The sequence below is a fragment of the Bacillus sp. NPDC094106 genome, assembly GCF_044764345.1.
GTDB lineage: Bacteria > Bacillota > Bacilli > Bacillales > Bacillaceae_G > Bacillus_A.
Genome location: NZ_JBIWHY010000025.1, coordinates 21,878 through 34,091 on the forward strand (window position 1 = coordinate 21,878; position 12,214 = coordinate 34,091).

Consider the following 12,214-nt stretch of genomic DNA (forward strand, 5'->3'; position numbering starts at 1 on the left):
CAACAAAATGCTCACTGACCTATTGTTCGATTTTCTCTACAACCATAAAGAATGTACTGTCAGGAAGTGCTACTGAATTGCCAAATTCATCTTCCAAATCAATTTTCTCTTTTAAATGAATCGTGTATCCTTCTTGCAGATAATTTATGGATTTAATAATTTTTACTGTATCTCCAAAAATACTGGATACGAATTCTTTATATTCATTAGGTGTAAAGATACCAAATTGCTCTTGTACTTCATGACCAAAGGACTCTTCGCCCCATGTGTATGTATACAAAAACTCCATAGCATCATTAATAGGCATTCTTACTGTGTCATCAGAGATTACTTTATAATCAATACTACGTCCTTCAAATTCATGAGCGTACTCCATCAAAAATTTCATTCCATTGTCATCTTTAAAACGAATAACACGCATTAAATCCTTGTTTTCAGTCATAATTCCATCCCTAATAATGATGCGACCACCTGGTTTTAATACTGCATAAGCGCTTTTTAGCCCCTTTTTAATGACTGCATGATTAAATCGGTTCCCTTCAAATCTAATATAAGAATATAGTTCATGAAGAATTGATGAATAAATAATTGTATCAATGGATTCTCTCTCAAATGAATCTAAAAGGTTTAAAGCATCCCCTTTTATAACATCCCATGAACGAGACTCATTTTGTTTTTTCTGCTTCAAGGAATCAATGACATTCTGTGAAATATCAATTCCATAAATCTCTTTTCCATTTGTCTCTTCTTCTATCATATCTAACATGACTCCACCACCTGGTCCTACATCAACAATGGTGTCTCCTTTTACATAGTCTAAAATGATTCTTTTATCATCAGCAGAGCTGTTCATGTGTTCCAAATAAATCTCTTCATTATGGAATCTATCATATGCATCCTTACGTAATCCAAAGAAGTCAAATAAAAGTATATTTGCACGATTATGCATCATGTCAACTTTTTCTGCTTCTACACAGAAATTAATTAATGCTTCACCAACCGCAGAGAATTTAAAGGAAACATGTGCAGTTTGCATAGCTTCATTCATCTCAACATGAAAAGAAACATGAGTGTTGTCAGGATTTTTATTTTCACGATATTCATGTAGATATTTTTCGATAACACGTTTTCGATATACGTTGTTATGCTTCTTCCCTTTAAAGTCATAGTGTAGTTGTTGCATTAATGTTTCAAAGTGAATGTGATGAATCTTACTGTCAGATACAGCATCTTTTATCATTAAGAAAATTGTCCAAATATCTTCGAAATTTAAATCATGCATAGCAGGTTCAACGTACCATAAATCTTTATCTGCTAAGAAGTTCTGAACGAGAAGTTCCTCGTCTCCCATGATTTTTTCTTTTTCCTCTACTGTTTCTCTATGTTGATGTGTTAAACGATGCATACGAGAAGAGAAAGGTTCTACATTCCCGTTAAACAACCCGTTAATTACATCCTTTACATCATCTTTTACGTCAGCCCATAAAGATGGTGAAACACCCTCGATAATACATAAATTTAAGTAATACAAAATATTTTTTAATTTTTCTTCAGTGTAAACATCTGAAAAGTGCCCTTGATAAAAACGATTAATCATTTCCAGATGTGAATCAAGACGTGCTTCGCCTCGAATATACTGACCGATTAGTCCATGGGTTAAAATTAAATCCCAAATTAAATGAAACTCTCCTCGATTTTTTACTTCCTTTATATAGGGAGCTAAATGGACTTCTTGATAAATGCTTTTTGAGCCTTCATTATGAATCATAAGGTTATACCCTTTTGCCAACCATCTTTCACGTTGTTTAAAAGAACCACCTTTTGCTACCTCGCTATAAACTAACACTGTTTCAATGATTCGATATGTTTCTTCATCAACAGAAATTCTTTCTAACGATTCTAAAGTGCGTAATACATAATGCAATAGACTATTCGTAGAAAGCTCACTAAGAGATTCAACATTCTCATAGTTCTGATGAATTTCATCAGCTTCTATTAAATATTTTAGCCAAGTTGGGGTTGAAAGCAATTTACCTGCAAGATATGTATTAATCATTTCAATGTTTTTCATATTTATTATCTCCTTTATAACAATAAGCTCTATTTTAAATTTAAGAATCATAGCTTTGAATATTTATAGTATTTGAATAACAGATAGTTTATTTTTAATTAAAATTTATTAGAATGAATGTGCCTTTCTATGTTTTACATTCTTTATACTTTGTATATCTGATTGTATTAATGTCCCTAAGAGATATACAAATAATGGCCAGTCATTATCTCCAGGAGTTAATAGATGGGCATCTGTAATTTCACCTGAATTTGCTTGAATGATAATGTTTTCTTCCCATCCTATCTCCTTCAATAATTGAGGAGCATCTTCTATAAGTTGAAAAGAGTTAATTCTATGAATACTACCACTTGGCATAAATCTGCCATGATGTTGCAATATGAGATTAAACTCTAATTTACTAACATTGTGTCTTACGGCTAATGCGGATACAACATTATGTTTTATGCCCCGAATCAAACCAACTTTTCGTGGTTGGAATGGCATGTGAGCTAATGGGGTTCCGTCACTACCAATGTATTTCTGCCAGGCAGTTGTTAATTTACCTAAGTCGTGCAAACCTGCAATAAGGGAATAACGTTGAATCTCTTTTCTTTTCTGTACAACCCCATCTCTTGTTAAAGTTGTCTTCATAACTCTTATTATCTCTGCTGAATGTTCTATCCATGTTTCTTCTATGTAATCTTCATATTTAAAGCTTTCTTTTTTTCTTTGATTATCTTCAAAAGAAATACAATTGCGACCATCTTCAATCCGAAATCCACAAGAATCATAAAAACTATCAGAACCTTGTATGACTAAAGTATCTCCGATTCGTACAGAATGGAAGTGAATTTCCTCAAGAATACCTAAATTCCCACCTGATAACCGATACAATTTATTTGTCTTAGCAAGTTTTTGTAATGATGAAAGCGAGATAGATATAGATTCTTTAAAGAAACTGTCTTCACTTACTTCATTATCAACAATAAGGTTAACATTTTGAATCGCACGTATTAAATCATTACGACTTCCTTTTTTCATCGCTCTCTTATGTTTCATTAGTGATTTCTCAGTAATAAACTGTTTATAATAAGGACTCATTATTTCATCAACCCATTGTTTTTGTAGTTGCCAGGAAAAACAAATCCCTTGATTGGCAAGTAGCTTGTTTTTGGTTGCAACAACTACTTCCTCGTCATAGATACCTTTGTAATGACCACTAAAAACAGTTAAATATCCATCACCACCCCAACGAGCAACACGACCTTCACGTTGAATGAGACTGTCAACAGAGCAAAGAGAAGAATATACTTTAGATGCTGAAATATCCATTCCTGCTTCAATAATTTGAGTCGATATTAATATCTTGTCATTAGGAAGAGAACCTTTTCCAAAATACTTCATAACAGCTTCTTCGGCACACTCTCTATCTTTTTGTTGTAGTTTATTATTTAAGAGAATGACTCTATCCTTATCGATTATCTTTTCGTAAACTTCAATTTGTTCTTTTTGTGTATTACAAATAATGATTTGCTTTTCGCTAAAAGATTCAATTGTTTCAGATGCAATAGACTCTTGATAAGAAATATAAATGTTCCTATTTTTAATAACAGGATTCTCAACTTCAATGATTTCAGCATCATATCTATTCGCCATAAATTCCATTAAGTATTTAGGCATAGTTGCAGTCATTATCATGAATTGATTTCCATTTCCATGGATGGAATCCAACATACAGAGTAACGTTTTTAATGTTTTATTCGTTTCAAGTAATTGAATTTCATCAAATATGAAATTACTCCTCATTAAATTTTTCCCTCGTATAAATGATTGTCTTCCGATACCTAAATAACCTGACAATACTTGGTCTATTGTGGTGACTGCGTAATGACTATCAAGAAACATATCCTCACTTGCAGAAGAATGTTGAATACTCCATTTTTCACCTGATGCTAATGACGACTCATAAGTGTTTAGTCGTCTTTGAATAGAGGTTGCTAATGTCTTCATGGGTAATACATATGTTGTTTTTTTATTCCATTGTTTTGTTAGTAAGTACGATGCCTCAGTTTTCCCAGAACCACAAGGACTTAATAAAATAATATTTTTCCTTTTATTCATGACTCGAAGAAGTTTAGATTGAGGTTCCGTTAATTTGATGTCATTCAAATTATATGAGTTGAAAATATTTCGAAATGTGTGCATGAACCCCATCACTTCACCTCATTCATATAGTTTATAAACTAAATAGTACACTCTCTATAAACTGTGGTCAATAAAATTATATAATATGGTAAAGAATATTTTACTTAAACAAGACAAGAATCGCTAATATTCACTAAATCTATCTAAAGATGCACACCATGTATTAATTATTGATAACATAAATAATGACGCAATTTATCGAAACAAATTTGATAACACTAAATAAAATAAAAGAATATATTATTTGATAGTTATTTTTTAAAAAAACATATTAGATATTAATTTAACCTATAATTTTTTTTATTAAAATAAATGTTGATAATATAAAATATATCGTTGTATATAAACATTATTTATGGGTTATGGGTAATAATATAAAATAAAAGAGTAAGTCAATGTTAACCTACTCTTTGTTTCTTTATCAGATACCATTTTGTTAATGGGAGACTTTCTTTGATAGTTCCATCCTCTTTTTGGTAGGGAACAGCATCCGTAAATTCATCCCAACTATTTAAGCATATTCTTGCTAAGTTATATACAATGGAATACATTTCTTTTCTATCACTTGTACAAGCTGAAAAACGAATGTTTGGAACTTGAATTTCATGCCAATCTTCTCGCCTAAATACAATCGTATAATCATCATGACACATCTTATCCTCAGAAATCCATCCTCTTTCTTTCATGAATACTCGAATGTCCATAACACTCATTGAAGAATTTAAATATTTTTTCTTTTCTTCTATAAATTGACCGAATTTTTCTCGGACAGTTGTGCGTTGAGGAGATTCTTTACTCATATGAGTTATGAGAGTCTCTAAATCTTCTTGTGTTGTAATATATGTAGGATGGATAGGTTTTGCTCTTCTTCTCCATGTTACATCCATGTTTTTTCTTTTCATATAAATAGCTCCCTTCTTGATTGCTTTTATATATACTTCATCTTTCTTTTATAACTGTCGAACTGACGTAAAAATAATTTTGTAGCTCCATATATAAAGGCTCTTTGAGTAAGTAAAAAAATCATGGCACTTTCTAAAAAGCTCACCTTCAGATATTAATAATGAGACTACAAATGCATCAGCCTCTCGCTCTTCAGTGCCATATCCATATCGCTCATATATACTATCAAAATAATCGTTTGTTTTTCTCCAGTCTGCTTCATCTATTAAGTAATGCATATTTAGAAATAGATGCCCTAATGCATGTGCAAGTGCGTACTGGTTATCTTCATAACTATCCTTTTATCTATATAAATAATAAAGTTTATCTGATTATTAAACCATTCATTATTTGCTTTTTTGATAATGCAACTATAATTTTCTTGTATAGTTCCATACTCTAATTGACTGCCTAATTCTTCAATTAATAATTCCATGTTTACAGGAAATTGATTAATAGCAAGAATAGATATAATAGCATTGGCTAATGAGTTGATTACTGAACGTCTGCTCATTAAATCACCTCTTTCATAAACATTTGGTTATCTTTTTATATCAACAGCTTCTCCTCTACCAACATAAAAAGAAAAAACATTTGTGGAACGAGCAAAGCATCTATCCATTATTTTCTGAATTTCCTCAATATCTTCATTCTTAAAACAAGATACGGCTTCATGATACCATCCTGACATGTACCACTCTGAGTTTTCTGGAATATCACAATTTATATTTGATAGTGTAGAACGAATTAAGGAGTCAGCAGAAAAATTAAAGTCTTCCTTTTTTGCACGATACCACTTCAATTCAAGGGTTTCGTCCTTTTCATCTTGGTCGTCTCCTTTTAAAATATCAGTTATTTCTTTAACTGTCTTTGTTTCTCCTCGTTGATTAATCAATAGTACCTCATCTCGCAAAATAGAAAACTCCATTAATTATCATCTCCTTCTCTTTTCTGAATCAATAATTGACTATCTGTAAAATCTCCGCATTTCTAAACAAATAAAAGGAGGAATAATCCTCCTAAAATTAAAAGGGGTGGCTACCTGAAGAATTAGCACTTGTAAATTCATGATTTGCATATTTCTTAATAACTTCTGTAGGTAATAAAGTTTTCATTTGTTGAAGTTTTTCTTGAATTTGCGTATCTATTTCTTCTATTTTTGCTTTTGCTTCCGAGGGTTTGACACCAATTGTTTCTAAATCATCAGCAACTTTCTTGTATTGGTCTCGTAGTGTATTAACTACTGTAGTCGCCTGAATACGAATTGTTTCTCCTTCCTTAATTTGTCTTTCAAACTCTTCAACTTGTGATGCGATATTAGTAGCATTCGTCATAAATAAACACTCCTTCTTCTTATTTTAATGTGTATTTTTTACATACTTACAAATGTTTTAGGAAGCTAATTTCTTCATCATATTTAGGCGAGGATACCCCGACTTCTAAGCGACAGCGTAAGTCAGGGAGGAATCGCTTTCTTTCCTTTCTATTAATAATGTTTGAGCATACTCAATCCTTTTGAGTTTCTTTACACTGGCCGAGGCATGTATCTTTGTACCATCTAACAAGCGAAGGTCAAAATAGCCTGTTTTTCGTCTTCCAAAGATAAAACACTCCTGCCCTTCATAGACCACTTTGTCAAATAACTGATATCCTTTTACATATCGTTCTGCTTTATTAGATTTACGGACTCCATTTTTACCAATTGTTGCTTTGTGTAATTGACGGTTGTTCTTGCGAACAAACTTCAATAGGTACACCTCTTTGCTTGTCTTTGCTAATGGATATCCACTGATACAACGTGCATCCACTTTATGTGATTTCTCTAATTTGTGTGTAATACGTGTGCGCTTTGTAATATATCCATATGTGAGTTGTACATGTGGATATATCTCTTTTATTCCGTTATAGATAAACCAACGCATTACTGTCATCTGTGAGGCATCTCGCAATGTTTTTGTTTTTCGTTGAATGGTATGCTCTAAGCTTTTTTGATGAATTTCATCATGACACGTTTCACATAACGTAATCAAATTGTCGGGGCTGTCTCCACCTGTTTTACGACTCTCGATATGATGAACATTCAGAATCTTGTCCTTTTTCTTTCCTTTACAGCGTTGACAGGTATGCTTATCCCGAAAAAGGACATATTCCCTGACATTCCAAAAGCCCATTTGTTCACCTTGTTGATAGTCTTCTCCTTGAATAGAAGGATTTTTCAGAAGTTGCGTATCAAATTGAGCGACTTCTATTATTAGCCTTGTTACAGGAAGAATGCTATGCACAAGGTTCACCACTTTGATATGCGAATCGACTTTGTGTTGCACCGAAGGGGCTAACCATCCTTGAGGTTTCTTACGGTTAAGAAACCTCGCTTTTCGATAACGTGTGGTACGGCTTCTTCTTGCTCTACGAAATTGTAAGCGAGTTGCCAATAAGTCTTGTATATCTGTACGAAGCTGAACTTCTGCTTCGAATACTACCTTTTGTTCTATGGTAGCGGAAACACCAATATGCTTTGTGCCAGCATCGACACCTAATGAAATAGGTTGTTTGTACCCACTACTTCCATATAAAAGTTGAATGGTAAACGGAGTACGTTTAACCACCTTTGCTTTTTGTTGTTGTAATAAAAGTCTTGCCTTTCTTGGTGAACAGGGCATCAAAGGATGTCCCTGTTGATTCAATGTGTATACGAACATAACGTATACCTCCTTTTGGAGTGATTTGCCTCATACCCAATGTTGGAAGAGCTTGTTGTGTCTACAGCACCGTTCCTACCCAACAGAACTTTTAACCATAGACGACAGAGCTACGAACTTGAGGAGTATCCGTAGGTGTCATGACTCAACCAACGTAGCCTGTAACAGACTGAGGGTAGTCAATCAGGACTTTTGCAAGCCCCCACTTCAATCGTTAGGTAAGTGGTGGGTTATTGACGCTATATTCATCAGTAATTCTATTAATCACAGCATTATCAATTGTTCCGTGGCAAACGGGGCACTTCCCAACTTCAGTTAATAAAACTTTATAATCATTCACTAACTTTTCGTTTTCTGAAATTACGAGCTCAATTTTTCGTTGGTGTTTCTTTTCTTCCTCACTAATAGAAGTTAAGTTATTCAATAGAGATTGAACAGATTCTTTTTTGCTCATTAATTCCTTTAATTCAACTAACATTTTTTTAGTTTCTAATAAGCTATTTGTTTTCTCTATAATTTCATTGCTAACATTGATTTCCTTCGATAAATGATTTTTTGTCTCTGTAAGTTTGATAGATTTTGCTAATAATTCTTCTTGAACAGCTTTTGATGTTACTAATTTTTGAATCTCATCTAACAATAATTGAGCATCTGGTAAACTCATTAATTGTTCTGCTACATGTTTAGATTCTTTACCATCGGCAATAATAGTAGTAAGCGAACGATATAATCTTTGAATATCATTTCTTTTCTGTACAAATTCTTTTATTTGATGAATTTCAGAATATAAGTTCTCAATATGACTTAAATCCTTAATAACGTTATTAATCTCGCTAATTCTATTCTCGATAGATTCTCGTTCTTTTAATAAAGAAGTAATCTTTTCTTTCTTAGCCATTAATTCATTTACTTCCACGTTTAATTTTTCTAATTCAGTAATTTGATTGTGCATTTGAGGAAGATATGAGAATGAATCTATATTTTTTTGAATAGCGTTTTTTTCTTTCTCAGTTGTTTTAAGCTGAGTGTTATATTTTTTTAAGTCACCTTCAAGGTCTTTAATTACAGCATCAGCATAATGAGTGCCATAGATAGAACCAACAATTTTAGCTCTTTCAGATGAAGTATAACCATCTCCAACGAAAAACCAAGAAGTACCTTGCTTCATGAAATTAATCGGAACATCGTTTCCTGTATCAATGTTCAATTTGTTAAATCCAAGGATTTCTTGTACAAGTGGCAAAGCTTTTGTATTTGTAGTTTCTACAGAACCATCTTTAGGGTTATAAATCTCATAACCGTTTTTCCCGTTTTTAGATTTCTCTACAATACGAGAGATAACATATCCATTTGATAAATAAATTGTTACTCTTGCAAAATCAGCACCCTTTTTAATGAACCTACGAGGATTTCTACCGAAGTTTTCGAATATAAATGCAAATGCTCGTAAAACTGCACTTTTACCTTGACCGCTTTCTCCTGTGAACAAATTAAGACCTTTCGAAAATTCAAGAACAGTATTTTCGTGAGATTGAAAGTTTTCTAAAACCATTTTTGTAATGTAATAAGAATCAGCTACAACATTATTTTTCATTAAAGATTTCATTTTTGAGGTAACTCGCTCAATTACTTCATCTTTAACTACATTCTTAATATTTTCGTTTTCAGAAATAACCTGAATAACTTCTGTAATACTTGTAGCTTTTCCAATATTAGCTTTGTTTACAATAGATTTGATTTCTTCCATCTTTCCTTGTTGTTCTTTTTTTTGCATAATCTTTGTTCTATCTAATACTTCTTCAGCTTTTTTAGCACTCTTTAAATAAATCGTTTTTACCTTAAGTCCACTTTCTTCATCAATTTCAATTAGAAGAACTTTTGGTTTTCGTTTCATTTCTTTTAAGTCATTTTTCATACGTGGAATCGCACCTGGATTTACGAAATACTTACCATCCATTTCTGTCAAAGGGAATCCAATATGGTCATGACCAGTAATTGTTAAATCAGCTTTCGTATAAGGAGCAATTTCATCAACTAATGTATGTCGGAACAAGTTTCCCATATCCTTATTCGTTAAATAGCTATGAACGATATGGATGTGGTAATCGCCCGCTTTTTCTTCAATGATATAATCTGAAAGATTCTCTTTTTTATCTATACCATTATGATAATGGGTAGCTGTAATAGCAATAGTTTTTCCGTTTTCCATTTCAAATATAATAGGATTTTCTTTTGAAGCTAACTGCATAAACCCAATTCGTTCTAAAAAACGAAGGCTTGTCTTGTTATAACTCTTTAATGAATCACCTATCAATTCATGGTTTCCAATTGCACCAATCATAGGGATTTGCTTTGCATCTAAGAAAATATCTCGTAATTTTTCCATAGATAATTGTCCAAATGACAACTGCTTAAACAAATCAAATGTATCTACCATACTCCATTTTTCTACCACATCTAATAGAAATTCATTTTGGTATGTATGTGAGTTTAAAAAATCACCTGGTTGTAAAAAAGCCTTTACATCGTATTTCTTTGCTAATGCTTTGATTTCTTCTCGTTTTGCAGTAATGCTTTCATGATAATTATCTATTCGATTTGTTGGAACAGAAGGTCTTTCGTGCATATCTCCAAAATAGAGGAATCGCATACTTTTCCCCAAAACTAACCCCTCCTTACATATCCGTTCTTTGTAAATTTTATTTTACTAACTATAGTTAAGATATTAACATTTATATTAACTATAGTCAATATAAATGTTTTAAGCAAAAATCTTCTGATATTGTGAATCTATTCCATCGGTTGGGCAGATTTGAATGATATCTCCTGATTGAAATTGCAAAAAAACCAACAAAGCACATATAAACCCTATAAGAATAAAAAGAGAATACATAAGATATTCCTTTTTCCCAGACATATAATCATCTCCTTTTTGTATTTTCTCATCCTACTCAATTCATAAAACGGTTATTCAATAGAATGTGTGCAAGCCAATACGTCTAAGATACGCTAATAATCTACAAAGGCTCGTAATGGTCTCGCTAATAACCGATAGCGTTTGATAAAAATAATAAAAAACATTGTCTAAAAAACGACATACTTTTCTTTTTAGAAAGGATAGGATAATTAAAAAGAAATAAAGGGGGATATATAGGTGTTCAAAACAATATCTTTTGGAGCGAGAAAAATTGATGTTGAAAGAATTGAGAAATTACAAGAGAGACATCAAAGAAAGTATGGAGGAGCCACTATTAATCAAAGTGATTTATTAAGAAACATGATAGAGATAGAATACAATGCAGGAGATAGAGAAGTTTTTTGTGCAAACAATGAGGATTCAAAACATATTAAATTTCTACAGAAACGCTATGAAAAAATACATGGTGAAGAAATTAGTCAATCTGAACTTATAAGAGAGTTATTAAGAAGAGAATATGTACTATTAGAAAAAGAAGAAGGTCATCAGAGAGATTTGGATTTTATGAAACGAGTTCGGAGATAACAGACATTTGCAAAACGCTCTCTTTCTAAAACGTGACTCAGACACTCTATTCATTATGAAAACAGAAAAAGTTTAATATCATAAAACATACAGAATAATTGAATTTGTTCTGAATTACTAACTTTTGAATTAGGGTTTTAGGAAGGAGATGTTATATATGAAATTAACAATGATTGGAAAACACGTATCTCTTACAGAAGGAATGAAAGATGCAATGCATAAAAAACTGAATTTTTTAAATAAATTCCTAAAAGGAGATACAATTGTAAGTATTACTGTACAAGTGGAGAAGAAATTAACGATATCTGTGTCTGCACCATATAATGGTCAATTTATTCGTGCGAAAAGTGAAGACGAAGATTTTTATGTAGCATTGGATGATATAGTTGATAAAATCAAAAGACAAATAACGTCTGCAAAAGATTTAGAAAAATCAATGAGAAGATTGGACAAAATGCAAAGAAAATCTCTGTATTATACTGACGAAATAGACAAGAAAGAAATAAAAATTACAGATAAAATTGTAAAACGCAAACAATTTGAATTGAAACCTATGCATGAAGAAGAAGCGATTCTTCAAATGAGGGTTTTAGGCCATAAACAATTTTTATTTGTAAATGCAGAGTTAAATAATGTGATTTGTCTTTTATATACACGGACAGATGGGAATTATGGAATTATTGAAAGTTGCGCATAAGAATTTTTATTAATTGTTACAAAATAAAATAATATTTTATTTTGTATATGTAATATATATAAATAAAAAAAGATAAGCATTTAATTGCTTATCTTTTTTTTATTCTTTGTTGGTAA

At 31.8% G+C, this 12,214-nt stretch carries 11 protein-coding genes; 2 read left to right on the top strand and 9 right to left on the bottom strand.

Annotated elements, in window-relative coordinates; translation table 11 throughout:
• Window positions 1-19: 19 nt before the first annotated feature.
• The 9 genes from ACIQ7L_RS25295 to ACIQ7L_RS25335 all read right to left on the bottom strand — a co-directional run bounded on the left by ACIQ7L_RS25295 (window position 20) and on the right by ACIQ7L_RS25335 (window position 10,816).
• Window positions 20-2,071: a class I SAM-dependent methyltransferase gene (locus ACIQ7L_RS25295; RefSeq protein WP_400572618.1), complete on the bottom strand. Its 2,052-nt coding sequence runs from the start codon at window positions 2,069-2,071 to the stop codon at window positions 20-22.
• A 108-nt stretch (window positions 2,072-2,179) separates the two neighbouring features.
• Window positions 2,180-4,267 (bottom strand): CRISPR-associated helicase Cas3', encoded by a 2,088-nt coding sequence (cas3, locus tag ACIQ7L_RS25300; RefSeq protein ID WP_400572620.1) that lies wholly within the window; start codon window positions 4,265-4,267, stop codon window positions 2,180-2,182.
• Window positions 4,268-4,656: 389 nt separating this feature from the next.
• Window positions 4,657-5,160: a hypothetical protein gene (locus ACIQ7L_RS25305; protein ID WP_400572622.1), complete on the bottom strand. Its 504-nt coding sequence runs from the start codon at window positions 5,158-5,160 to the stop codon at window positions 4,657-4,659.
• Window positions 5,161-5,456: 296 nt separating this feature from the next.
• The gene (locus ACIQ7L_RS25310) at window positions 5,457-5,714 is read right to left on the bottom strand and encodes a hypothetical protein (protein ID WP_400572624.1); all 258 of its coding nucleotides are present in this window, start codon (window positions 5,712-5,714) and stop codon (window positions 5,457-5,459) included.
• Between the two features lie 27 nt (window positions 5,715-5,741).
• Window positions 5,742-6,128 carry a hypothetical protein gene (locus ACIQ7L_RS25315; protein ID WP_400572626.1) on the bottom strand — a complete coding sequence of 129 codons (387 nt, stop codon included), beginning with the start codon at window positions 6,126-6,128 and terminating at the stop codon, window positions 5,742-5,744.
• Between the two features lie 97 nt (window positions 6,129-6,225).
• The gene (locus ACIQ7L_RS25320) at window positions 6,226-6,534 is read right to left on the bottom strand and encodes a hypothetical protein (protein ID WP_400572628.1); all 309 of its coding nucleotides are present in this window, start codon (window positions 6,532-6,534) and stop codon (window positions 6,226-6,228) included.
• A gap of 105 nt (window positions 6,535-6,639) precedes the next feature.
• Window positions 6,640-7,899 (bottom strand): RNA-guided endonuclease IscB, encoded by a 1,260-nt coding sequence (iscB, locus tag ACIQ7L_RS25325; RefSeq protein WP_400572629.1) that lies wholly within the window; start codon window positions 7,897-7,899, stop codon window positions 6,640-6,642.
• A 214-nt stretch (window positions 7,900-8,113) separates the two neighbouring features.
• Entirely contained in the window at window positions 8,114-10,561 is a 2,448-nt protein-coding gene (locus ACIQ7L_RS25330; protein ID WP_400572631.1) for an AAA family ATPase, read from the bottom strand.
• 99 nt (window positions 10,562-10,660) lie between these two features.
• Complete coding sequence (locus tag ACIQ7L_RS25335; RefSeq protein WP_400572633.1) at window positions 10,661-10,816, bottom strand: hypothetical protein; 156 nt, start codon at window positions 10,814-10,816, stop codon at window positions 10,661-10,663.
• A gap of 237 nt (window positions 10,817-11,053) precedes the next feature.
• Between ACIQ7L_RS25335 and ACIQ7L_RS25340 the strand changes: the two genes are divergently transcribed.
• On the top strand, window positions 11,054-11,401 hold the full coding sequence (locus tag ACIQ7L_RS25340; RefSeq protein ID WP_400572635.1) for a hypothetical protein: 348 nt from the start codon (window positions 11,054-11,056) through the stop codon (window positions 11,399-11,401).
• A gap of 157 nt (window positions 11,402-11,558) precedes the next feature.
• Entirely contained in the window at window positions 11,559-12,098 is a 540-nt protein-coding gene (hpf, locus tag ACIQ7L_RS25345; RefSeq protein WP_400572637.1) for a ribosome hibernation-promoting factor, HPF/YfiA family, read from the top strand.
• Window positions 12,099-12,214: the final 116 nt, after the last annotated feature.

What these genes read in the sequence shown, in the direction of transcription:
- iscB (WP_400572629.1), bottom strand. Translation starts at nt 7,899, where the DNA reads ATGTTCGTATACACATTGAATCAACAGGGACATCCTTTGATGCCCTGT.
- ACIQ7L_RS25335 (WP_400572633.1), bottom strand. Translation starts at nt 10,816, where the DNA reads ATGTCTGGGAAAAAGGAATATCTTATGTATTCTCTTTTTATTCTTATA.
- ACIQ7L_RS25320 (WP_400572628.1), bottom strand. Translation starts at nt 6,534, where the DNA reads ATGACGAATGCTACTAATATCGCATCACAAGTTGAAGAGTTTGAAAGA.
- ACIQ7L_RS25315 (WP_400572626.1), bottom strand. Translation starts at nt 6,128, where the DNA reads ATGGAGTTTTCTATTTTGCGAGATGAGGTACTATTGATTAATCAACGA.
- ACIQ7L_RS25295 (WP_400572618.1), bottom strand. Translation starts at nt 2,071, where the DNA reads ATGAAAAACATTGAAATGATTAATACATATCTTGCAGGTAAATTGCTT.
- ACIQ7L_RS25305 (WP_400572622.1), bottom strand. Translation starts at nt 5,160, where the DNA reads ATGAAAAGAAAAAACATGGATGTAACATGGAGAAGAAGAGCAAAACCT.
- hpf (WP_400572637.1), top strand. Translation starts at nt 11,559, where the DNA reads ATGAAATTAACAATGATTGGAAAACACGTATCTCTTACAGAAGGAATG.
- ACIQ7L_RS25310 (WP_400572624.1), bottom strand. Translation starts at nt 5,714, where the DNA reads ATGAGCAGACGTTCAGTAATCAACTCATTAGCCAATGCTATTATATCT.
- cas3 (WP_400572620.1), bottom strand. Translation starts at nt 4,267, where the DNA reads ATGGGGTTCATGCACACATTTCGAAATATTTTCAACTCATATAATTTG.